Here is a 21,934-nt window from a genome sequence, read left to right on the forward strand (position 1 = left end):
GGCAATCATCGTGCAGGCGCTGAATGCGCCGTCATCACTCAACCCGCAGCAGCGTCCATGCGCACCGCGCCACGGCGGTTCTGCCCGAACGCCATGACACAGTTACGCCCGGCGCCCTTGGCGCTGTACAACGCCTGGTCGGCGGACTTGAGCACTTCTTCAGGGGTGCGCTGCTCGACACGTTCGGCGACGCCGATACTCACCGTCACCGACACCGCCGAAGCCCCGGAACCGCTACGGCGCTGGCGACCTTGCTGATCATCCTGCGGGCGGTTTTCCTGGTTGCGTAACTGAATGCTGTAAGACGCAATCGATTCACGGATCACTTCCAGGTGCGGCATGCACTCCTCAAGGGTCTTGCCTGCGAACACCAAGGCAAATTCCTCACCGCCGTAGCGATACGCCCTACCGCCACCGCTGATTTTCGACAGTTTGCTGGCGACCAGGCGCAGCACCTGGTCACCGACATCGTGGCCATGGGTGTCGTTGAATTTCTTGAAGTGATCGACGTCGCTCATCGCCAGCACATAGTTGCGCCCCAGGCGCTGCATACGTTCGTTGAGCGCACGTCGTCCCGGCAGGCCGGTGAGCTCGTCGCGGAAGGCCATTTGATAGGCCTCATGCGCAACGGCGGCGGCGATCATCAGCATCACCTGGCTGCACATGATGTTCAGGGTGAACGGCAGAATGAAGGTCTTCGGCAGCATCCAGAACACACCGAGCAAGCCAACCAGTTGCGCCGCGTGCAACGGGCGCGGGTTGCGCCAGTATTGCCAGGCCAGAAGCAGGAAGGCCGAGATGAACACCGGATAGGACAACTGGATGAGACTCATCCATGCCCCATGCAGCGCCGGCCAGCGGATCTCCGACAACCACAGCAGCAGTGCCTGTGGGTAACTTTGCTCCAGTCCCAGCGCCACGCTGCCAAATGCCAGTAGCACGGCAAAGCGCGCGACCATGTCCTGAAACAGATGGGTTCGCTCCTGCCACGCCGCGAACAGCCCGAACAACAGCGGCAACAACAGGCAGACCAGATGAAACACCACCGCAGCGTCTTCGCGGACCTTGCCGTTGTCGCGGTAGAAATCTGTCTGGGTGTCCAGCAGAAAGTAGGCGATGTACACCGTGAGCATCAGAAACAGTTCGCGCTGACGTCGATACACCGCGCAATACGCGCCACCGAGGAGCAGAACCAATGTCGGCAGGACGTTGAACAGCGACGTGAAGAATACGCTGAGGTCTTTGACGTACGCAGCCGCCAGCCCCGCAAGCAATAACAGCAGTGATGGCAGGAAATGGCTGAAACGTACAGCGGAAGAACGCGGCAAGGGTAAGCTCCGACCCGTCATAGCAAAGAGATGGCATTGTGCCTGCAAAGTGCGGCCAAGCCCATACAATGTGATCCAGATCACACACGGTCTCTGTAACGGCCGGAAGCTCGACTATCTGAGCGATTCACAAACAAAAAAACCGCTGCCCCCTAACGGGAGCAGCGGTTTTCGTCAGACTGCGTTAAGGCTTAGTAGCCCAGCGCGAAGTCTTCTTCTTTCATGTCCATCAGGTTGCCAGCACCCGACAGCATAGTGGCCACGTGCGTACGGGTACGCGGCAGGATGCGCTGGAAGTAGAAGCGCGCGGTTTGCAGCTTGGCGGTGTAGAACGCCTCGTCGCTGGTGCCGGCAGCCAGTTTTTCCGCAGCCAGACGTGCCATGTCTGCCCAGAAGTAGGCCAGGCAGGCATAACCGGAGTACATCAGGTAATCCACGGAGGCCGCGCCGACTTCTTCGCGATCTTTCATGGCAGCCATACCGACCTTCATGGTCAGCTCGCCCCACTCCTTGTTCAGTGCAGCCAGCGGCGCGACGAATTCCTGGACGGCTTCGTTGCCTTCGTTGGTCTGGCAGAACTTGTGGACGATCTTGGTGAAGCCTTTCAGAGCCTCGCCTTGAGTCATCAGCACTTTGCGGCCGAGCAGGTCGAGGGCCTGGATGCCGGTGGTGCCTTCGTACAGCATCGAAATGCGGCTGTCGCGAACGTTCTGCTCCATGCCCCACTCGGCGATGAAGCCGTGGCCGCCGTAGATCTGCACGCCGTGGTTGGCGGCTTCGAAACCGACTTCGGTCATGAACGCTTTGGCGATCGGGGTCATGAACGCCAGCAGTGCGTCGGCCTTCTTCTTCTCTTCTTCATCAACGCCGTATTTGACGATGTCGACCTGCTTCGCAGTGAAGTAGACCATCGCGCGGTTGCCTTCGGCGAACGCCTTCATGGTCAACAGCATACGGCGCACGTCCGGGTGGACGATGATCGGGTCAGCGGCTTTGTCCGGCGCTTTCGGGCCAGTCAGCGAGCGCATTTGCAGGCGATCACGAGCGTATTTCAGACCGCCCTGGAAGCCGATTTCGGCGTGAGCCAGACCTTGCAGTGCGGTACCGAGGCGAGCGGTGTTCATAAAGGTGAACATGCAGTTCAGACCTTTGTTCGCCGGGCCGATCAGGTAACCAGTGGCGCCATCGAAGTTCATCACGCAGGTGGCGTTGCCGTGGATGCCCATCTTGTGTTCCAGCGAACCGCAGCTCACTGCGTTGCGCGCGCCAATGGTGCCATCGGCGTTTGGCAGGAACTTTGGAACGATGAACAGCGAGATGCCTTTGGTGCCAGCCGGAGCATCCGGCAGACGCGCCAGTACGATGTGGACGATGTTGTCGGCCATGTCGTGTTCACCGGCCGAGATGAAGATCTTGGTGCCGGAAACTTTGTAGGAACCGTCGGCCTGAGGCTCGGCCTTGGTGCGCAGCATGCCCAGGTCGGTGCCGCAGTGCGGTTCGGTCAGGCACATGGTGCCGGTCCATTCGCCGGAGACCAGTTTGGTCAGATAGGCTTCCTGCTGCTCTGGGGTGCCGTGCTCGGAGATGGTGTTCATCGCACCGTGCGACAGACCTGGGTACATGCCCCACGACCAGTTGGCTTCGCCAACCATTTCGCTCACTGCCAGGCCCAGCGACTCAGGCAGACCCTGACCGCCGTGCTCGACGTCGTGCGCCAGGCTTGGCCAGCCGCCTTCGACGAATTGCTTGTACGCCTCTTTGAAGCCAGTCGGGGTTTTCACGCCGGACTCGCTCCAGGTGCAGCCTTCGATGTCGCCCACGCGGTTCAGCGGCGCCAGTACCTGCTCACAAAACTTGGCGCCTTCCTCGAGGATGGCGTCAACCATGTCCGGCGTGGCGTCTGCGCACGCTGGCAGGCTCTGATAGTGCGCTTCGTAGCCGAGCAGTTCGTCACGAACGAAGCGAATATCACGCAAGGGGGCCTTGTAGTCAGGCATAGCGATAAACCTCTGCTGATGTAACCGGGAATGAACGACCGTGTTGAATTGTTGTGACGGTCAAACAGTTGTTTGAAACATACGTTTACGCCGAAATCTTGTCAAGCATCGATCTTTTGCCGTTCGTCATCACGCTCTCCAAATGCCGGAGACGACAAATCGCCGCGACTTGATATAAGCCACGGGCGTTGTAAAAAGATTAGTTGAGCAAGAAGGACTTAAACGAAAAACGCCGCGACAGGGCGCGGCGTTTCGGGGTCTACAACAAATTCGATCAGGCGAAGGTATCGATGATCGTCCCGAGCACTTCGTCGGATGCCTTGGCCACCTTCACACCCAACTCTGCCTGGATCTTGCCCTGCGACAGCTCGACGATATTGCTCGCCAGATCCGATTCTTGTGCGCGATCCACACCGCGCAGGCGATTGACCTGCACTTCGGACGACTGGCTGGTCACCGAACGTTCGATAGTGTTGTTGGCGATCTGGCTGGCGGCCTGATCGACGCGGTTCTGCCCGGACTGAATCGAGCTCAGCCCCGCATAAAAAGCTGTGTTACCTGAGATTTCCATAGTCGCTCTCATCCTTGCAAAGGATCAATGCTCGCCATTGAAGCAGACGCGCCGGCAAAACGCCCGTCAAAAACACTAATGGCACAGTGCCTGCTCATAGGCAAAAGCTTAGTCGAGCAAATCCAGTTGCAAATGCTCGGCGACCGCTTCGGCGCTCAACGCCTTGAGTTTCGGCACCCGGCCTAGGCACGGCGCGGGGATGCGCTCGGCCAGGGTCGCGAGGTTTTCCTCCAGCCGCGAAGTTTTCGGATCGATGATATTCGCCACCCACCCCGCCAATTGCAGACCATCGCGGGTAATCGCCTCGGCGGTCAGCAACGCATGACTGATGCACCCCAGCCTCACGCCCACCACCAGAATCACCGGCAGCTTCAGCGCAATCGCCAGGTCCGAGAGATTGTCCTGATCGGCCAACGGCACACGCCAGCCGCCCGCGCCTTCGATCAGGGTGAAATCGGCGTTCATCGCCAGAATCCCGCGCATCGGCGCCAGCAGCGATTGCACCGTCAGCGCCACTCCTGCTTCGCGCGCCGCCAGATGCGGAGCGATCGCTGGCTCGAACGCCACCGGGTTGACCTGTTGATAAGTCAGCGGCAACGAACATTCGGCCAACAGCGCCAAGGCATCGGAATTACGCAAGCCTTTGGGCGTGACGTCGCAACCCGATGCCACCGGTTTGCCCGCCGCCGTGCTCAAGCCTGCCGACCGCGCCGCATGGAGCAATCCGGCAGCAACGGTGGTTTTGCCGACATCGGTGTCGGTACCGGTGACGAAATAGGCTGCGCTCATAGAGGTTTCTCCAACACGGCGTATACCACCTGATACGTTGCCGGCAGCCCCGACGCCTGACGGAACCGCTCGTACGCGTCGATCAGCCCGAGAATCCGCGCCCGTCCGGTCAAACCGCCCGGCCGGCCGGGATTCAGATTGTGTGCGCCCAGCGCTTTCAACTCATGAGTCAGGCTGCGCACATCCGGGTAATGCAACACGTGCGGCTGATTCTGCAGCGCCAAAATGCGCATGCCACTGCCGGCACATAACTGCTCATAGCGGGCGAAGGCGCGGAAGCGATTGACGTGCACCAGCCCGTCGATCTGCTGCCAACTCTCACGCAACTCGAACAGCGTCCCTGTACAAAGACTAGCAAACGCAAAAATCCCCCCCGGTTTAAGCACGCGCAAGGCTTCGCTGAGCACCGCCTCGAAGTCGGCGCACCACTGCACTGCAAGGCTGGAGAAAATCAGATCGACGCTCGCATCCTGCAACGGCAGCCGTTCGGCATCGCCAGCAATGAAATGCTCAGCGCCACCCAACGGCCGTGCGTGATTGAGCATGCCCTCGGCAATGTCCAGCGCGACACCGCTGCCCTGGGTGAAACGCGAGGCCAGCGCACGAGTGAAATAGCCGGTGCCGCAACCGAGATCAAGCCAACGCGACGGCGTGAAACTCGCTGGCAAGCGCCCGAGCAACTGTGTGCCGACGTCACGCTGAAACTCCGCGACACTGTCGTAACTGGCCGCAGCGCGGGAAAAAGACGCCGCCACCTGGCGCTTGTCGGGCAAGCCCTCAGGCAGCACAAGGGACAGATCAGTCATCAGCGCACTCATGTAGAAAAGCCTGGATCGCGCCCGCGACTCCATGCGGGTCTTCCAGCAGGAAAGCATGGCTGGCCTGTTCGATCAGACCAATTTCGATATCCGGCAAAAGCGCGAACAATGCGCCGGCCGCTTCCGCCGGAACCAGCGCGTCCTGCCCGCCGAACAGATGAAACTGCGGCCCGCGAAACGCCTGCAACGCCTGGCGTGTGTCCAGCTGCGCGAGTAGCTCCAGACCTGCCATCAGCGCGGCCGGCGCGGTTGCCGGCGCGCCAGCGAGCAGCAAGCGCGACAAGCCACGCGGATCTGGCGAACCTTGCGCACATAAAAGAGAGAAGCGCTTGAGCGTGGTACGCGGGTCGGCCTGACAACCGGCAAGAAACGCATCGAAGGTCTCGCCAGGCATCGCGCTCGGCCACTGCTCATGGGCGACAAACGCAGGGTTGCTCGCCAGCGTCAGCAGCCCGCAGCACGCCTCGCCGCGTCGTGCCGCCAGTTCGCTGGCGAGCATGCCGCCCAGCGACCAGCCACCAAGCCAGACTTCCTGCGGAATGCGCGCATCGAGTTCGTCGAGCCAGTCTTCAAGGTCAGCGGAGTCCAGCTCCGGCAGCGGTTCGATCTCGACTTGCAGATGTTCGTCGAGGCCGCGCAATGCTGCGGCCAGCGGTTCCAGCGGCGACACGCCGAGGCCCCAGCCGGGCAGCAGGATCAGACGATTACGCATGGCTTGGCTCCAACGACAATCGGGCGAAGCAATCTGCCAACCCTTCCAGCAACTGTTGCACCTGTGCCTCGCTGTGGGCGGCGGTCAGAGTGACGCGCAACCGCGCGCTGCCGGCCGGCACGGTCGGTGGGCGAATTGCGGTCACCATCAAGCCGCGCTCGCGGAGCATTTGTGACAGTCGCACCGCGCGTCCGGCATCGCCGATCATGATCGGCTGGATCGGCGTGAAGCTGTCCATCAGCTCCAGCCCGATCTGCTCGGCGCCGTGGCGGAACTGGCGGACCAGTGTCTGCAAATGCTCACGGCGCCAGTGTTCACTGCGCAACAGCTCGAGGCTTTTCAGCGTCGCGCAGGCCAGCGCCGGCGGTTGGCTGGTGGTGTAGATGTACGGGCGGGCGAACTGGATCAGGCTTTCGATCAACTCTTCGCTGCCAGCGACAAAGGCCCCGGCGGTGCCGAAGGCTTTGCCGAGGGTGCCGACCAGCACCGGCACATCGTCCTGACTCAAGCCGAAATGCTCGACAATACCGCCGCCGTTGGCGCCCAGCGGGCCGAAGCCATGCGCATCGTCGACCATGAGCCACGCGCCTTTGGCCTTGGCCGCGCGGGCCAGCGCCGGCAGGTCGGCGATGTCACCGTCCATGCTGAACACACCGTCGGTGACCACCAGCGTGTTGCCGGTGGCTTTCTCCAGGCGTTTGCCCAGGCTTTCGGCGTCGTTGTGCAGATAGCGATTGAAACGCGCGCCGGACAACAGGCCCGCGTCCAGCAACGAAGCGTGATTGAGCCGGTCTTCGAGCACCGTATCGCCCTGCCCGACCAGCGCGGTGACCGCGCCGAGGTTGGCCATGTAGCCGGTGGTGAACAGCAGTGCACGTGGGCGCCCGGTCAGATCGGCGAGCGCTTCTTCCAGCGCGTGATGCGGGCTGCTGTGGCCGATCACCAGATGGGACGCGCCACCGCCGACACCCCAGCGCTCGGCACCGGCGCGCCAGGCTTCGATCACCTGCGGATGATTGGCCAGGCCCAGATAGTCGTTGTTACAGAAAGCGAGCAGCGGCAGGCCGTCCACCACCACTTCCGGCCCTTGCGGCGATTCGAGCAGCGGGCGGTGGCGATAAAGGTTGTCGGCACGACGGGCAGCAAGGCGTGCGGCGAGATCGAATGACATGCAGGCCTCGATTTTCAAATGACACAGATCCCCTGTGGGAGCGAGCCTGCTCGCGAATGGGCGTCACATCCAACATGGATATTCGCGGCCAAACCGCTTTCGCGAGCAGGCTCGCTCCCACAGGGGTTTTGCATTCCTTCAGCGCAATCCGTGCAGCTTTTAGATGGCAGCGTTATAGAACTGCTCGCTGCTCTTCTGCTCCACCAGCGCCTGCTCGATCGCCGCTTGGTGCACTTCATCCGCGTGCTCTTCGCGAGCCTCCGGCTGGATACCGAGGCGCGCGAACAGCTGCATGTCCTTGTCCGCCTGCGGGTTGGCGGTGGTGAGCAATTTGTCGCCGTAGAAAATCGAGTTGGCGCCAGCGAAAAATGCCAGGGCCTGCATCTGCTCGTTCATCGCTTCGCGACCGGCGGACAGGCGCACGTGGGATTGCGGCATGAGGATGCGCGCGACGGCGAGCATGCGGATGAAGTCGAACGGGTCGATGTCTTCGGCGTTTTCCAGCGGCGTGCCGGCGACTTTCACCAGCATGTTGATTGGCACCGATTCCGGGTGCTCCGGCAGGTTGGCCAACTGGATCAGCAGATTGGCGCGATCGTCCAGCGATTCGCCCATGCCGAGAATGCCGCCGGAGCAGATTTTCATTCCCGACTCGCGTACATAGGCCAGCGTCTGCAGACGTTCGCTGTAAGTACGGGTGGTGATGATGCTGCCGTAGAACTCCGGCGAGGTGTCGAGGTTGTGGTTGTAGTAATCGAGACCGGCCTTGGCCAGCGCTTCGGTCTGCTCCTGATCGAGACGTCCGAGGGTCATGCAGGTTTCCAGGCCGAGGGCTTTTACTCCTTCAACCATCTTCAACACATACGGCATGTCTTTGGCCGACGGATGTTTCCACGCTGCGCCCATGCAGAACCGCGTCGAACCAATGGCTTTCGCGCGGGCCGCCTCTTCGAGGACCTTCTGCACTTCCATCAGTTTTTCTTTTTCCAGCCCGGTGTTGTAGTGCCCGGACTGCGGGCAGTACTTGCAGTCTTCCGGGCAGGCACCGGTCTTGATCGACAGCAGTGTCGAGACCTGCACGCGGTTGGCGTTGAAATGTGCGCGGTGCACCGTTTGCGCCTGGAACAGCAAGTCGTTGAATGGCTGTACGAAGAGTGCTTTGACTTCGGCCAGAGACCAATCGTGACGCAGGGTGGCGGTGGTGCTCGCGCTCATGGGCAATTCCTTGGTTATGCTTGGCTGGCGCCGGGGGAAACGGAATACCCACAGGCGCTACACGGATGTTTGGCATATTTAAGGAAGAGCGATGCGCTGTCAACCGCAATACAAGGGACAGGTTTACATCTGTTTAAAAAACGTACAGACCTGTTTGCTGTGCGATGAGCCCGCAGAAGCACAAATGCCAATGTGCGAGGCCTGTGAAACCGAGCTGCCCTGGCTCGGCAGTCACTGCCAGACCTGCGCTTTGCCGCTGGCGGCGGATGGCCTGACTTGCGGCGAGTGCCTGCTAGAGCCTCCGGCCTTCGAGCAGGTCGCCGTGCCCTGGGTTTATGGCTTCCCCGTGGACAGTCTGATTACACGCTTTAAACACAACGCGAAATGGCCGTTTGGTCACCTGCTCGCCGACGTTCTCGGCCAATACCTGCAGCATCGCTTCGCCGAGGACTTGCCGCGCCCCGATGTACTGCTACCGGTGCCGTTGGCGAATAAACGCCTGCGTCGGCGAGGATTCAATCAAGCGGCGATGCTCGCGCGCTGGTTGAGTGTTTCGCTGGACTTGCCGTGCGAAGAACAGCTGCTGCGGCGAGTCATGGACACCGACGCCCAACAGGATCTCGATGCCAAGGCGCGCAAACGCAATTTGCGCAATGCCTTTGCGCTGGTGCCTGATGCGCAGGTCAGTGGCCGCCATTTCGCGCTGGTGGACGACGTCCTGACTACTGGAGCAACCGCTCAGGCATTGGCGCGGTTGCTGATGAATGCAGGTGCGGCGCGGGTTGATGTGTATTGCCTGGCCCGTACGCCGAAGCCCGGTACCTGAAGCGAATACAGATATCGTGTGGGAGCGAGCCTGCTCGCGAATGGGCATCACATTCAACAAAGCTGTTGTTGGTCAAACCGCTTTCGCGAGCAGGCTCGCTCCCACAGGGGGCTTTGCGTCAGGCTTGACTCATGCGTTGCAAGTGGCCAACGTCCCTCTCATCGCCCGAGCCAGAAGCGTTCTGCCATGTCCCTGCCCACCCTGCTGTCCCAGCACATCGTCCGCCGCCCGCAGCGCATTGCCCTGCTGCAACACATCGCCGAGCAAGGCTCGATCACCCGTGCGGCGAAGAGCGCGGGGCTCAGTTACAAGGCGGCGTGGGATGCAATCGATGAGCTGAACAACCTGGCGCAGAAACCCTTGGTCGAGCGCGTGGTGGGCGGCAAGGGTGGCGGTGGCGCCAGATTGTCCAGCGAGGGCGAGCGAGTGCTGCGCCTGTATCAGAAATTGCAGGCGTTGCAGGCACAGGTGCTGGAAGCGGCGGAAGACGCCAGTGATCTCGACCTGCTCGGGCGGCTGATGCTCAGGACCAGTGCGCGCAATCAGCTACATGGCACGGTGGCAGCGATTCAGGCGCAGGGTCGCAATGACTTGATCCGCCTTGAACTGGCCGAAGGCATTGCTCTGGAGGCGCAGATCACCCACGACAGCACCGTGCATCTGGAATTGCAGGTCGGTACCGAAGTGATGGCGCTGATCAAGGCTGGCTGGCTTGAGTTGCTCGGCGCCGATCAGCCGGCCACGCCCGGACACAATGTCCTGCGCGGCACCATCGAAGCCATCCTCGATGCCGAGGACGGTCCCAGCGAGGTGCGCATTTCCCTGCCCAACGGCCAGACACTTTGCGCCTTGGCCGAACCGCTGCACTTGCGCAGCCACAGGCTGGAGGTCGGCAATCCGGTGCAGGTGCAATGCGCACCATCTAACGTGCTGATCGGCACCCCGCTCTGATTAGCCCTTGCCACAAAAGCGTCATCGACCCGCATTAAGGTGTTGCCCATAACCAAGCAGGGAGCCTGATGTGAGCCTATTAGAAGAAAACCAATCCACTGATCTGGAAAAAATGGTCGGCCTCAGCCGTCGCGGTTTCATCAGCGCCGGTGCCTTGTGCGGCGCGGCGATGTTCCTTGGCGGCAACCTGTTGAGCCGCAGCGTCATGGCCGCCAGCGTCAGCGCCAGCAACAGCCGCCTGCTCGGTTTCGAGAGCATTCCGGCGGCGACCACCGACGCCATCAGTCTGCCCAAGGGCTACAAGTCTTCGGTGCTGATCAGTTGGGGCCAGCCGCTGCACAAGAACGGCCCAGCCTTCGACCCGAGCGGTAACGGCACCGCTGCTGCACAGGAAGTGCAGTTCGGCGACAACAACGACGGCATGAGCCTGTTCGCCTTCCCGGACGACAAGAACCGCGCGCTGATGGCAATCAACAACGAATACACCAACTATCGCTATCTATATCCGCATGGCGGCATGCCGCAGTCAGCTGAGGATGTGCGCAAGGCATTGGCCTGCGAAGGCGTGTCGGTGATCGAAGTGCAGCGCAAGAACGGCCAGTGGCAATTCGTCCAAGGCTCGCGCTACAACCGCCGCATCCACGGCAACTCGCCGCTGCGCATCAGCGGTCCGGCCCGCGGCCACGACTTGATGAAAACCGCCGCCGACAAGCACGGCAAGAAAGTCCTCGGCACGTTCCAGAACTGCGCCAACGGCAAGACGCCGTGGGGTACCTACCTGACCTGCGAAGAAAACTTCACCGACTGCTTCGGCAGCAGCAACGCCCAGCAGCAGTTCGATGCCGCGCAAAAGCGCTACGGCGTTGTCGCCAGCAGCAAAGACATCAACTGGCACCCGCACGACCCGCGCTTCGACATGGCCAAGAACCCCAACGAGCTCAACCGTCACGGCTGGGTGGTCGAGATCGACCCATTCGATCCGCAATCGACTCCGGTCAAACGCACCGCGCTGGGCCGCTTCAAGCATGAAAACGCCGCACTCGCCGAGACCGACGATGGTCGCGCTGTGGTGTACATGGGCGACGACGAACGTGGCGAGTTCATCTACAAATTCGTCAGCCGCGATCGCATCAACCATCGCAATCAGAAGGCCAACCGCGACATCCTCGATCACGGCACGTTGTATGTGGCCAAATTCGATGCCGGCGACGGCAACCCTGATCACCCGAAAGGCCGGGGCCAGTGGATCGAACTGACCCACGGCAAGAACGGCATCGACGCCAGCAGCGGATTTGCCGATCAGGCGGAAGTGCTGATTCACGCGCGCCTTGCCGCCAGCGTCGTCGGCGCAACACGCATGGACCGCCCGGAGTGGATCGTCGTCAGCCCCAAGGACGGCCAGGTTTATTGCACCCTGACCAACAACGCCAAACGTGGCGAAGACGGTCAACCGGTGGGCGGGCCGAACCCGCGCGAGAAGAACGTCTATGGGCAAATTCTGCGCTGGCGCACCGACCGCGATGACCATGCCTCGAAGACATTTGCCTGGGATCTGTTTGTGGTCGCCGGCAACCCGGGCGTGCATGCCGGGACGCCGAAGGGTGGCTCATCGAACATCACCCCGCAGAACATGTTCAACAGCCCCGACGGTCTGGGTTTCGACAAGGCCGGACGCCTGTGGATTCTCACCGACGGCGACTCGAGCAACGCTGGCGACTTCGCCGGCATGGGCAACAACCAGATGCTCTGCGCCGATCCTGCGACCGGTGAGATTCGCCGTTTCATGGTCGGGCCGGTGGGTTGTGAAGTGACCGGGATCAGCTTCTCGCCGGATCAGAAAACCCTGTTTGTCGGGATTCAGCATCCAGGCGAGAACGGCGGTTCGACCTTCCCCGAGCATCTGCCCAATGGCAAGCCAAGGTCTTCGGTGATGGCTATTACGCGCGAGGATGGTGGGATCGTCGGCGCCTGATAAACCCTCATCGCTGGCAAGCCAGCTCCCACAGGTCTTGCGCAAAACCTGTGGGAGCCGGCTTGCCAGCGATGGCATCAGCAATGACACCAACCACCTCCGCCGCCGCCATCTGCGCTACCATGCCGAGCCGGACGCAGCAGCCTGCTGCGCGCAGGAGTCAGCATGGCCCACCCGTTTGAAACCCTCACCCCCGATCTCGTCCTGGATGCCGTTGAAAGCATCGGTTTCCTCAGCGACGCGCGCATTCTGGCGCTCAACAGCTACGAAAACCGTGTGTATCAGGTCGGTATCGAAGACTCCGAGCCGCTGATTGCCAAGTTCTATCGTCCGCAGCGCTGGACCAACGAGGCCATCCTCGAAGAGCACCAGTTCACTTTCGAACTGGCCGACATCGACATTCCGGTGGTAGCGCCGCTGATCCATAACGGTGAAACCCTGCATGAGCACGCCGGTTTCCGCTTCACCCTGTTCCCGCGCCGTGGGGGCCGCGCGCCGGAGCCGGGCAACCTTGATCAGCTGTATCGCCTCGGCCAGTTGCTCGGGCGCATGCATGCGGTGGGCGGTACCAAGCCGTTCAAGCACCGCGAAGCCCTCGCGGTGCAAAACTTCGGCCATGCCTCGCTGAACACCCTGCTTGAGGGCAATTTCATTCCCAAGAGCCTGCTGCCGGCGTACGAGTCGGTTGCCCGCGACCTGCTCAAACGCGTCGAAGATGTCTACGCCGCTACGCCGCACCAGAACATCCGCATGCACGGTGACTGCCACCCCGGCAACATGATGTGCCGCGACGAGATGTTCCACATCGTCGACCTCGACGACTGCCGCATGGGCCCGGCGGTGCAGGACATCTGGATGATGCTCGCCGGCGATCGCCAGGAATGTCTCGGGCAGCTATCGGAATTGATGGACGGCTACAACGAATTCCATGATTTCGACCCGCGCGAACTGGCACTGATCGAACCGTTGCGCGCCCTGCGCCTGATGCACTACAGCGCCTGGCTGGCGCGGCGTTGGGACGACCCGGCGTTCCCGCACAGCTTTCCGTGGTTCGGCACGGAACGGTACTGGGGCGATCAGGTGCTGGCGTTGCGTGAGCAGCTGGCGGCACTGAATGAAGAGCCGCTGAAACTTTTCTGATTCAAACCTGAACCCTGTGGGAGCGAGCCTGCTCGCGATAGCGGACGGACATTCAACTTTGATGTTGGCTGACCCGACGCTATCGCGAGCAGGCTCACTCCTACATTTGTCCGGTGTTCACAAATTCACAACTCACTTGCAGACAAATCTCCTTACAATCCCTCCTTTGTCAGCTGCCTGAGCAAGGATTCTGCATGCAAGCCGCCAACCCGCGTCGCGGGTACATTCTGGGCCTGAGCGCCTACATCATCTGGGGCCTGTTCCCGATCTATTTCAAAGCCATCGCTGAAGTCCCGGCCGTCGAGATCATCATCCATCGGGTGCTGTGGTCGGCGCTGTTCGGTGCGTTGCTCCTGATGGTATGGAAACACCCGGGCTGGCTGCGCGAGCTGCTCGACAATCCAAAACGCCTGGCGATTCTGGCCCTGAGCGGCACGCTGATCGCGGCCAACTGGCTGACCTATGTCTGGTCGGTGAACAACGGCCGCATGCTCGAGGCGAGTCTGGGTTACTACATCAATCCGCTGGTCAACGTCCTGTTGGGCATGGTGATCCTTGGCGAACGGCTGCGGCGCATGCAGTGGGTCGCGGTCGGTCTCGCTGCCATCGGCGTGGCGCAGCAGGTGTGGCAGGTCGGCAGCTTGCCTTGGGTGTCGCTGGCGCTGGCGCTGACCTTCGGTTTCTACGGCCTGATCCGCAAGCAGGCGCCAGTCAAAGCGCTACCAGGGCTGGTAGTGGAAACCTGGATGCTGGTGCCGATCGCGATTGCATGGTTGCTGTTCAATCAGACTGCCACGAGTGTGCAGGCGGCCTTCTGGACCACCTCCGAAGCCTGGTGGCTCGTGGCTGCCGGCCCGGTGACGCTGGTGCCATTGGTGTGTTTCAACGCCGCCACCCGCCACTTGCCCTACACCACCATCGGCTTCCTGCAATACATCGCGCCGACGCTGGTGTTGCTGCAAGCCGTGCTGCTGTTTGGCGAGCATTTGTCGTCCAGCACGCTGGTCGCGTTCATGTTTATCTGGGCCGGTCTGGCGGTCTACAGCGTTGATGCGTGGATAAGTTTGCGCCGACGGGCCTGATCAAAAAACGCACAAAGCTCCGCAGGCCACGGTTCTCGTGGCCTGCATCGTTCCTTCCCAAGCTTATCCACAGCGTGATCCCCGCCGTTTGTGCGCAAGTCACTGAATGTTGGCGATTTTTTGATCAACCTGCGCAAAGCCACGGCCGGCGTGGCGTGGCGGTCTGTCTCTACAGGTTATCCACAGGCAGGTGCACGTTAAACCTGAATAACCCTGTGAACGTTTAAACCTCTGTGCGTAACACCAGTTCGACCATCAGATCATCGGCCAGGGTTTCCAGGCGCGCCTGCAACACATCCAGCGACAGCGTCAGTGGTACCGCGAGAATCGCCTCGGCGTGAAACAGCGGCTCGCTGCTCATCGGCGCCGGGCGCACCTCAGTTACCAGTCGCTCCAGGTTTACGCCCTGCTCGCTCAACAGCCGAGTGATATCGCGGACGATACCCGGCCGGTCATTGCCGACCAGTTCCATGGCGATCGGTTTCCACGTGCAGGACTGCTCCACTCCGCTTTCGGCAATCAATACCCGAATGCCATGGGCCGACAGCGCTTGCAGGGCATCGACCAGTTCGTCGTAAGCCTCCGCCGGCACGCCCACGCGCAGAATCCCGGCGAACTGCCCGGCCATGCGTGACATGCGGCTTTCCAGCCAATTGCCGCCGTGCTCGGCAATGCATTGGGCGATGCGCTCGACCTGCCCGGGCTTGTCCGGGGCGAAAACGGTGAGTACGAGATGGTCCATGGCGCAGCCCTCTTGTCATGACTTTTGTTATCGAAGGGCAAGTATAGGCAAGCGGATTGATTCAGCCTGACCCAGTGCTGGCAGATGATGACCTGTGGCGAGGGGATTTATCCCCGTCCGGCTGCGCAGCAGTCGTGAGTCCGGCCAATTGGGTCTGCCAGCCGGACCGCAGGGGGCGGCTTCGCCACCCAACGGGGATAAATCCCCTCGCCACAGATTCGCTCATCGCAAAGGGGGAGACGCCAAACTGCGCCATAGCAGTCAAACAGCAATTATGTGTACAACTTTCGATATTTAGCTGGAACAATCCAATGCTTTTTTGAGAACATCCGGTTCCGCGACGTGACCGCAATGCGTCATGAGGTCGCAGAACGACGTAATTAGTCTGATTTTCACAAGCGCAACTCATCATGTAGTATGCCGCAGCGCGCACTACATAACGCTGGATCGATGTCTGCCCAAGGCCCTTCGCAACCCTGAAAGCCCCGTCAGCAAGGCCTCCAAGCCGTTGATTGGTCCTAGCCCAGCCGCCAGCAATGGCATGTACTGGTCCGCAGGTTTGTGGTTTAAATGGCCGGAAGCTTCATTGTTAAATTGACGAGCTGAAAAGCGAAATAGCTGAGCAGAGTGAGGCAAGCAATGACTGAACACGTTCAAGTCGGTGGCCTGCAGGTCGCCAAAGTCCTGTTCGACTTCGTGAACAACGAAGCCATTCCCGGTACCGGCCTCACCGCCGAACAATTCTGGGAAGGTGCCGACAAGGTCATTCATGACCTGGCGCCGAAGAACAAAGCCCTACTCGCCAAACGCGATGACTTCCAGGCGCGCATCGATGCCTGGCATCAGCAGCATGCCGGCCAGGCGCACGACGCCGTGGCCTACAAAGCTTTCCTGCAAGAGATCGGTTATCTGCTGCCAGAAGCGGCTGATTTCCAGGCGACGACGCAAAACGTCGACGATGAAATCGCCCGCACCGCCGGCCCGCAACTGGTCGTGCCGGTGATGAATGCGCGCTTCGCGCTCAACGCCTCGAACGCCCGCTGGGGTTCGCTGTACGACGCCCTCTACGGCACCGACGCGATCAGCGAAGACGGCGGCGCGGAAAAAGGCAAAGGCTACAACAAGGTGCGTGGCGACAAAGTCATCGCCTTCGCCCGCGCCTTCCTCGACGAAGCCGCGCCACTGGCCGCAGGCTCCCACGTCGATTCGACCGGCTACAAGATCGCTGACGGCAAACTGGTCGTGACGCTCAAGGGCGGCAGCAACAGCGGCCTGCGCGATGACGCTCAGTTGATCGGTTTCCAGGGTGACGCCAACGCGCCGATCGCCGTTCTGCTCAAGCACAACGGCCTGCACTTCGAAATCCAGATCGATGCCAGCACTCCGGTCGGCCAGACCGATGCCGCCGGGGTCAAAGACATCCTCATGGAAGCGGCGCTGACCACGATCATGGACTGCGAAGACTCCGTGGCCGCCGTCGATGCCGACGACAAAGTGGTGATCTACCGCAACTGGCTCGGCCTGATGAAGGGCGACCTCGCGGAATCCGTGTCCAAGGGCGGCCAGACCTTCACCCGCACCATGAACCCGGATCGCACCTACACCGCGCCCAACGGCGGTGAAGTGACCCTGCACGGTCGTTCGCTGTTGTTCGTGCGCAACGTCGGCCATCTGATGACCATCGATGCGATCCTCGACAGCCAAGGCAACGAAGTACCGGAAGGTATTCTCGATGGTCTGGTGACCTGTCTGGCGGCAATGCACAACCTCAACGGCAACACCTCGCGGCGCAACACCCGCACCGGTTCGGTGTACATCGTCAAACCGAAGATGCACGGCCCGGAAGAAGCGGCGTTCACCAACGAGCTGTTCGGGCGCATCGAAGATGTCCTGCGCTTGCCGCGCAACACCCTGAAAGTCGGGATCATGGACGAGGAGCGCCGCACCACGGTCAACCTCAAGGCCTGTATCAAGGCGGCCAGCGAGCGCGTGGTGTTCATCAACACCGGTTTCCTCGACCGTACCGGCGACGAAATTCACACTTCCATGGAGGCCGGCCCAGTGGTGCGCAAGGCTGACATGAAGGCCGAGAAGTGGATCGGCGCCTACGAAAACTGGAACGTCGATATCGGTCTGAGCACTGGCCTGCAAGGTCGTGCGCAAATCGGTAAAGGCATGTGGGCGATGCCTGATCTGATGGCAGCGATGCTCGAGCAGAAAATCGCTCACCCACTCGCCGGCGCCAACACTGCCTGGGTGCCATCGCCGACTGCCGCTGCGCTGCACGCACTGCACTACCACAAGGTTGACGTGTTTGCGCGTCAGGCCGAACTGGCCAAACGTGCGCGCGCCTCGGTGGACGACATCCTCACCATTCCACTGGCAGTGAACCCAAGCTGGACGCCAGAGCAGATCAAGAACGAACTGGACAACAATGCCCAGGGCATTCTCGGTTACGTGGTGCGCTGGATCGACCAGGGTGTCGGTTGCTCCAAAGTCCCGGATATCAACGACGTTGGCCTGATGGAAGACCGTGCGACGCTGCGGATCTCCAGCCAGCACATCGCCAACTGGCTGCGCCACGGTATCGTCAGCCAAGAGCAAGTGATGGAAAGCCTCAAGCGCATGGCGCCGGTGGTCGACCGTCAGAACGCCAACGACCCGCTGTATCGCCCACTGGCACCGGACTTCGACAGCAACATCGCCTTCCAGGCGGCGGTCGAACTGGTGATCGAAGGCACCAGGCAGCCGAACGGCTACACCGAGCCGGTGCTGCACCGTCGTCGTCGTGAGTTCAAGGCCGCGAATGGTCTGTAATTTGCGCTGACGCTGGAAGTGAAAAAGGCCCTGATCGAGAGATCAGGGCCTTTTTGTTTGTGAGGTGGATTGGATTGTTGTGGTGGGCTTGAGATCCATCCCCCTCACCCCAGCCCTCTCCCCCAAGGGGTAGAGGGGAAAGGGAGCAGATTGGGGAAGTTTCAATTCCTGAGTTCGACTCATGAAATTCAGGTCGGTGTACCTCCAACATTCACCGCGGTCAGTCCCCTCTCCCTCTGGGAGAGGGTTAGGGTGAGGGGCTTCTAGGGCTCGATGCCCAATTCGTGTTTCACCAACTCAAGCAACTTCCCCGTATCAATCGGCTTGAGCAGAAAATCCACCACGCTCAAGTGCATCGCTTCGATCGCATCTTTCACGTCGGCATCGCCGGAGACGATGATGATCGGCATCGCTGCCCGCTCCGATTCGCGCACCAGGCGAATCAGCTCGAGGCCATCGACATTGCCCATGCGCAGATCGGTAATCACCAGCCCGATCGAAGGTTTTTCCTCAAGCATTTTCAGCGCGGTTTCACCGCTGGCTGCGGTCATGCAGCGAATGCCGTCTAGCGCGAGTATCTCCGACAACAGCTCGCGGGCGTCCTTGTCGTCGTCGACGATCAGGACACGCTGCGGCGGCAGATCAGGTTCGAGCATCACTGCGCTGAGCGCTTCTCGCTCGGCGTCGCTCAAAATATCGTGGTCGGACATGGCGCTCTCTAAATGTTCAAACAATCCCTGGCAAGTCGTCAGACATCACCGGACAGCGCTTCAATGTGCACTTCGTCGGAATTTTTTCCAAGTGGCTAGCGCAAGCTTTTCCGAGCTTTTGCGTAGGTTATTTCCGAAAATCGGCCAATGGTGGCAAAACCTAGACTTACGTCCAATGGGCACCCTGCCCGCCGGGGTCGACCATGGTGGCAACCCGACAACAACAATTCGAAAAAGACTGCGGTAATGGTTATGAGCAAAGCGGACGCCTTCACCCAGGCAGGGAAAACCGCAGTGTTGCAGAACATTCAGGGCACCCTGCAATTCCTCCAGCGCTTCCCGCCCTTCAATCAGATGGAACACGCCCACCTCGCCTATCTGGTGGAGCAATGTCAGCTGCGTTTTTTTGCCCAGAGCGAGAGCATCATCAAACCGGCTGACGGCCCGGTGGAGCACTTTTATATCGTCAAACAGGGTCGGGTGGTCGGCGAACGCCAGCACATCACCAAGCCCGGCACAGAGACCACCTTCGAAATCACCACCGGCGAATGCTTTCCGCTGGCCGCGCTGCTCGGTGAGCGCGCCACACGCACCGAACATCTGGCGGGCGAAGACACCTTCTGCCTGCAACTGAACAAGCTGGCGTTCATCAAACTGTTCGCCCTTTCCAGCGCCTTCCGCGACTTCGCCCTGCGCGGGGTCAGCAGCCTGCTCGATCAGGTCAACCAGCAAGTCCAGCAAAAAGCCGTGGAAACCCTCGGCACCCAATACTCGCTCAACACTCGTCTCGGTGAACTTGCGATGCGCCATCCGGTGACTTGCAGCGCCGATACACCACTGCGTGAAGCGGTGAAGCTGATGCACGAGCAACAGGTCGGCAGCATCGTCGCGGTGGATGAGCACAAGGCGCCGCTGGGGATTTTCACCCTGCGCGATTTGCGCCATGTGGTCGCCGAAGGTGTCGGCGATTTCAGCGACGCCATCGAACAGCACATGACTCGATCACCGTTTTATCTGTCGCCGGATCACAGCGCCTTCGATGCGGCGATCGCCATGACCGAGCGGCACATCGCTCACGTCTGTCTGGTCAAGGATCAACGCCTGTGCGGCGTGGTATCCGAGCGTGATCTGTTCTCCCTGCAACGGGTCGATCTGGTGCACCTGGCCCGGACCATCCGCAGCGCGCAACGGATCGAGCAACTGATGACCTTGCGCGGCGAGATCGGCCAACTGGTCGAACGCATGCTCGCCCACGGCGCGTCGTCGACGCAAATCACCCACATCATCACCCTGCTCAACGATCACACGGTGTGCCGGGTCATCGAACTGACCCTCGCGGAAAAGGGCGACCCGGGTGTGCCGTTCAGTTGGCTGTGTTTCGGCAGCGAGGGCCGGCGCGAGCAGACGCTGCACACCGATCAGGACAACGGCATCCTGTTCGATGCCCGCGATGCGGCGCACGCAGCGGAGATACGCGGCAAGCTGCTGCCGATCGCCCAGCAGATCAACCAGAGCCTGGCGCAGTGCGGTTTCACTCTGTGCAAGGGCAACATCATGGCCGGCAATCCCGAGCTGTGTCTGTCGCGGGCCGAATGGGCGCGACGCTTCGCGGCGTTCATCCGCGAAGCCACGCCAGAGAACCTGCTGGGTTCGAGCATTTATTTCGACCTGCGCGTGGTCTGGGGCGATGAGCAAGGCTGCGAGCAATTGCGCCGGGGCATTCTCGATCAAGTCGCTGACAACCGTCTGTTCCAGCGCATGCTCGCCGAAAATGCCCTGCGCAATCGCCCTCCCGTTGGGCGCTTCCGTGAGTTCGTGCTGGCACGCAAGAACGGCGAGAAGGCCACGCTGGATCTGAAAATTCAGGGTCTTACGCCGTTCGTGGACGGCGCCCGCTTGCTGGCGCTGGCCAACGGCATCGACGCCAACAACACCCTCGAACGCTTCCGCCAATTGGTCGATAAACAAGTCATCGAGCCGCTCGACGGCGCGGCGTATGAAGAGGCCTATCACTTCATTCAGCAAACGCGCATGCAGCAGCATCAGCTCCAGACCCGGGAGAACCAGCCGTACTCCAACCGCGTCGATCCCGACAGCCTCAATCACCTTGACCGGCGCATCCTGCGTGAATCCCTGCGGCAGGCGCAACGCCTGCAGAGCAGCCTGAGCTTGCGGTATCAGCTATGAGCCTGTTTTCCTGGCTGCGCCCGTCAAGTCCCGTTGTGTCGGCGGATCTACAGCAGCGGCTGGCGAATCTGCCGGCGCTTGCCGAGCTGAGCGAATGCAGCCTGCGTGAGCAGCGCTGGGTGGTGCTGGACCTGGAAACCACCGGCCTGAATATGAGCAAGGATCGGGTCCTGTCGATCGGCGCGGTGGTGATCGAGGACGGCGCGATCGATTTCAGTCAGCAGTTCGAGCGCACGCTGCAATGTCGCGAATTGAAGCTCAGCCCCAGCGTGCTGATTCATGGCTTGGGACCGAATGCGATTGCCGCAGGCAGCGACCCGGCGGAAGCGTTGCTGGAGTTGCTGGAGTTCATCGGCGACAGCCCGGTGCTGGCGTTTCATGCGCCGTTCGATCAGCACATGCTCGGGCGCGCAGTGAAAGAACACCTGGGGCATAAGCTGCAGCATGTGTTTCTGGATGTGGCAGATATCGCGCCGTTTCTGTGTCCGCAGGCGCAGATTCGCGAGGCCGGGCTGGATGAGTGGATCGAGTGGTTCCGGCTCGAAGTGTTCGAGCGGCATAACGCCAGTGCCGATGCGCTGGCCACGGCGGAGTTGGCATTGATTCTGTTCAGCCGCGCTCGGGCGCAGCAGATTTACAGTCCGTTGCAGTTGCAGCAGCGGTTGAGCCAGTGGAAGCGGCGGCAGCAGGCGCCGTCCTTCTAGCTTTTCGGCACCTCCCCAGCCGCCTTCGCGAGCAGGCTCGCTCCCACAAGGCAACGCGTTGCTTCAGATCACCTGACCAGTGGCCAATTGCTAACCATTCCCACCTCTGCCAGAATCGCGAACTATTCTCGTTAGTTAACATTTCCCAATCGGTGATGTCCGGTGTCGTCAGTGCCCAACCCCCACAGTGAGCTCGTCGGTG

Annotated in this window: 18 protein-coding genes; 8 read left to right on the top strand and 10 right to left on the bottom strand. The window is 61.0% G+C overall.

Annotation, left to right across the window (positions count from 1 at the left end; translation table 11 throughout):
* Window positions 1-38: 38 nt before the first annotated feature.
* The 8 genes from PSH90_RS24235 to bioB all read right to left on the bottom strand — a co-directional run bounded on the left by PSH90_RS24235 (window position 39) and on the right by bioB (window position 8,601).
* The gene (locus PSH90_RS24235) at window positions 39-1,328 is read right to left on the bottom strand and encodes a GGDEF domain-containing protein (RefSeq protein ID WP_039757672.1); all 1,290 of its coding nucleotides are present in this window, start codon (window positions 1,326-1,328) and stop codon (window positions 39-41) included.
* 191 nt (window positions 1,329-1,519) lie between these two features.
* Entirely contained in the window at window positions 1,520-3,325 is a 1,806-nt protein-coding gene (locus tag PSH90_RS24240; RefSeq protein WP_024014564.1) for a phenylacyl-CoA dehydrogenase, read from the bottom strand.
* A gap of 274 nt (window positions 3,326-3,599) precedes the next feature.
* A complete protein-coding gene (locus tag PSH90_RS24245) occupies window positions 3,600-3,896 on the bottom strand; it encodes a hypothetical protein (RefSeq protein ID WP_016772865.1) in 297 nt (98 codons plus the stop codon).
* Between the two features lie 108 nt (window positions 3,897-4,004).
* Entirely contained in the window at window positions 4,005-4,685 is a 681-nt protein-coding gene (gene bioD / locus PSH90_RS24250; protein ID WP_252868392.1) for a dethiobiotin synthase, read from the bottom strand.
* Window positions 4,682-5,491 (bottom strand): malonyl-ACP O-methyltransferase BioC, encoded by an 810-nt coding sequence (gene bioC / locus PSH90_RS24255; RefSeq protein WP_305381641.1) that lies wholly within the window; start codon window positions 5,489-5,491, stop codon window positions 4,682-4,684. The genes bioD and bioC overlap by 4 nt, the downstream gene beginning before the upstream one ends.
* Window positions 5,484-6,215, bottom strand: coding sequence for an alpha/beta fold hydrolase (locus PSH90_RS24260; protein WP_305381643.1), 732 nt, complete (start codon window positions 6,213-6,215; stop codon window positions 5,484-5,486). Before PSH90_RS24260 ends, bioC begins: the two co-directional genes overlap by 8 nt.
* The gene (bioF, locus tag PSH90_RS24265) at window positions 6,208-7,386 is read right to left on the bottom strand and encodes an 8-amino-7-oxononanoate synthase (RefSeq protein ID WP_150636819.1); all 1,179 of its coding nucleotides are present in this window, start codon (window positions 7,384-7,386) and stop codon (window positions 6,208-6,210) included. Before bioF ends, PSH90_RS24260 begins: the two co-directional genes overlap by 8 nt.
* Before the next feature lie 159 nt (window positions 7,387-7,545).
* The gene (bioB, locus tag PSH90_RS24270; RefSeq protein WP_056786610.1) at window positions 7,546-8,601 is read right to left on the bottom strand and encodes a biotin synthase BioB; all 1,056 of its coding nucleotides are present in this window, start codon (window positions 8,599-8,601) and stop codon (window positions 7,546-7,548) included.
* Window positions 8,602-8,692: 91 nt separating this feature from the next.
* Between bioB and PSH90_RS24275 the strand changes: the two genes are divergently transcribed.
* The 5 genes from PSH90_RS24275 to rarD all read left to right on the top strand — a co-directional run bounded on the left by PSH90_RS24275 (window position 8,693) and on the right by rarD (window position 14,572).
* Window positions 8,693-9,427: a ComF family protein gene (locus PSH90_RS24275; RefSeq protein ID WP_095181395.1), complete on the top strand. Its 735-nt coding sequence runs from the start codon at window positions 8,693-8,695 to the stop codon at window positions 9,425-9,427.
* Window positions 9,428-9,613: 186 nt separating this feature from the next.
* Window positions 9,614-10,378 (top strand): TOBE domain-containing protein, encoded by a 765-nt coding sequence (locus tag PSH90_RS24280; RefSeq protein ID WP_150743553.1) that lies wholly within the window; start codon window positions 9,614-9,616, stop codon window positions 10,376-10,378.
* Window positions 10,379-10,448: 70 nt separating this feature from the next.
* Window positions 10,449-12,350 (top strand): PhoX family phosphatase, encoded by a 1,902-nt coding sequence (locus PSH90_RS24285; protein WP_150743554.1) that lies wholly within the window; start codon window positions 10,449-10,451, stop codon window positions 12,348-12,350.
* A gap of 165 nt (window positions 12,351-12,515) precedes the next feature.
* Window positions 12,516-13,490, top strand: coding sequence for a serine/threonine protein kinase (locus PSH90_RS24290; protein WP_056786600.1), 975 nt, complete (start codon window positions 12,516-12,518; stop codon window positions 13,488-13,490).
* 194 nt (window positions 13,491-13,684) lie between these two features.
* The gene (gene rarD / locus PSH90_RS24295) at window positions 13,685-14,572 is read left to right on the top strand and encodes an EamA family transporter RarD (protein WP_305381644.1); all 888 of its coding nucleotides are present in this window, start codon (window positions 13,685-13,687) and stop codon (window positions 14,570-14,572) included.
* A gap of 223 nt (window positions 14,573-14,795) precedes the next feature.
* Here the strand turns inward: rarD and PSH90_RS24300 are convergent, their stop codons facing one another.
* Window positions 14,796-15,314, bottom strand: a complete 519-nt coding sequence (locus PSH90_RS24300) for a glycine cleavage system protein R (protein WP_016772854.1) — start codon at window positions 15,312-15,314, stop codon at window positions 14,796-14,798.
* 639 nt (window positions 15,315-15,953) lie between these two features.
* Here PSH90_RS24300 and PSH90_RS24305 point away from each other — a divergent pair.
* Entirely contained in the window at window positions 15,954-18,131 is a 2,178-nt protein-coding gene (locus tag PSH90_RS24305; protein ID WP_305381646.1) for a malate synthase G, read from the top strand.
* Between the two features lie 263 nt (window positions 18,132-18,394).
* On the opposite strand, the gene PSH90_RS24310 is transcribed toward PSH90_RS24305, so the two are convergent.
* Entirely contained in the window at window positions 18,395-18,841 is a 447-nt protein-coding gene (locus tag PSH90_RS24310; RefSeq protein WP_095181391.1) for a response regulator, read from the bottom strand.
* Window positions 18,842-19,093: 252 nt separating this feature from the next.
* On the opposite strand from PSH90_RS24310, the gene PSH90_RS24315 reads away from it, so the two are divergent.
* Entirely contained in the window at window positions 19,094-21,028 is a 1,935-nt protein-coding gene (locus PSH90_RS24315; RefSeq protein ID WP_305381648.1) for a putative nucleotidyltransferase substrate binding domain-containing protein, read from the top strand.
* Window positions 21,025-21,732: a PolC-type DNA polymerase III gene (locus PSH90_RS24320; RefSeq protein ID WP_305381649.1), complete on the top strand. Its 708-nt coding sequence runs from the start codon at window positions 21,025-21,027 to the stop codon at window positions 21,730-21,732. The genes PSH90_RS24315 and PSH90_RS24320 overlap by 4 nt, the downstream gene beginning before the upstream one ends.
* Window positions 21,733-21,934: the final 202 nt, after the last annotated feature.

Source organism: Pseudomonas sp. FP1762 (genome assembly GCF_030687105.1).
Classification (GTDB): domain Bacteria; phylum Pseudomonadota; class Gammaproteobacteria; order Pseudomonadales; family Pseudomonadaceae; genus Aquipseudomonas; species Aquipseudomonas siliginis.

Coding starts and splice junctions, on each gene's coding strand:
- bioB (WP_056786610.1), bottom strand. CDS start 8,601: ATGAGCGCGAGCACCACCGCCACCCTGCGTCACGATTGGTCTCTGGCC.
- PSH90_RS24310 (WP_095181391.1), bottom strand. CDS start 18,841: ATGTCCGACCACGATATTTTGAGCGACGCCGAGCGAGAAGCGCTCAGC.
- PSH90_RS24280 (WP_150743553.1), top strand. CDS start 9,614: ATGTCCCTGCCCACCCTGCTGTCCCAGCACATCGTCCGCCGCCCGCAG.
- bioC (WP_305381641.1), bottom strand. CDS start 5,491: ATGACTGATCTGTCCCTTGTGCTGCCTGAGGGCTTGCCCGACAAGCGC.
- PSH90_RS24315 (WP_305381648.1), top strand. CDS start 19,094: ATGAGCAAAGCGGACGCCTTCACCCAGGCAGGGAAAACCGCAGTGTTG.
- PSH90_RS24260 (WP_305381643.1), bottom strand. CDS start 6,215: ATGCGTAATCGTCTGATCCTGCTGCCCGGCTGGGGCCTCGGCGTGTCG.
- PSH90_RS24300 (WP_016772854.1), bottom strand. CDS start 15,314: ATGGACCATCTCGTACTCACCGTTTTCGCCCCGGACAAGCCCGGGCAG.
- PSH90_RS24245 (WP_016772865.1), bottom strand. CDS start 3,896: ATGGAAATCTCAGGTAACACAGCTTTTTATGCGGGGCTGAGCTCGATT.
- bioD (WP_252868392.1), bottom strand. CDS start 4,685: ATGAGCGCAGCCTATTTCGTCACCGGTACCGACACCGATGTCGGCAAA.
- PSH90_RS24320 (WP_305381649.1), top strand. CDS start 21,025: ATGAGCCTGTTTTCCTGGCTGCGCCCGTCAAGTCCCGTTGTGTCGGCG.
- PSH90_RS24240 (WP_024014564.1), bottom strand. CDS start 3,325: ATGCCTGACTACAAGGCCCCCTTGCGTGATATTCGCTTCGTTCGTGAC.
- PSH90_RS24275 (WP_095181395.1), top strand. CDS start 8,693: ATGCGCTGTCAACCGCAATACAAGGGACAGGTTTACATCTGTTTAAAA.
- PSH90_RS24290 (WP_056786600.1), top strand. CDS start 12,516: ATGGCCCACCCGTTTGAAACCCTCACCCCCGATCTCGTCCTGGATGCC.
- rarD (WP_305381644.1), top strand. CDS start 13,685: ATGCAAGCCGCCAACCCGCGTCGCGGGTACATTCTGGGCCTGAGCGCC.
- bioF (WP_150636819.1), bottom strand. CDS start 7,386: ATGTCATTCGATCTCGCCGCACGCCTTGCTGCCCGTCGTGCCGACAAC.
- PSH90_RS24305 (WP_305381646.1), top strand. CDS start 15,954: ATGACTGAACACGTTCAAGTCGGTGGCCTGCAGGTCGCCAAAGTCCTG.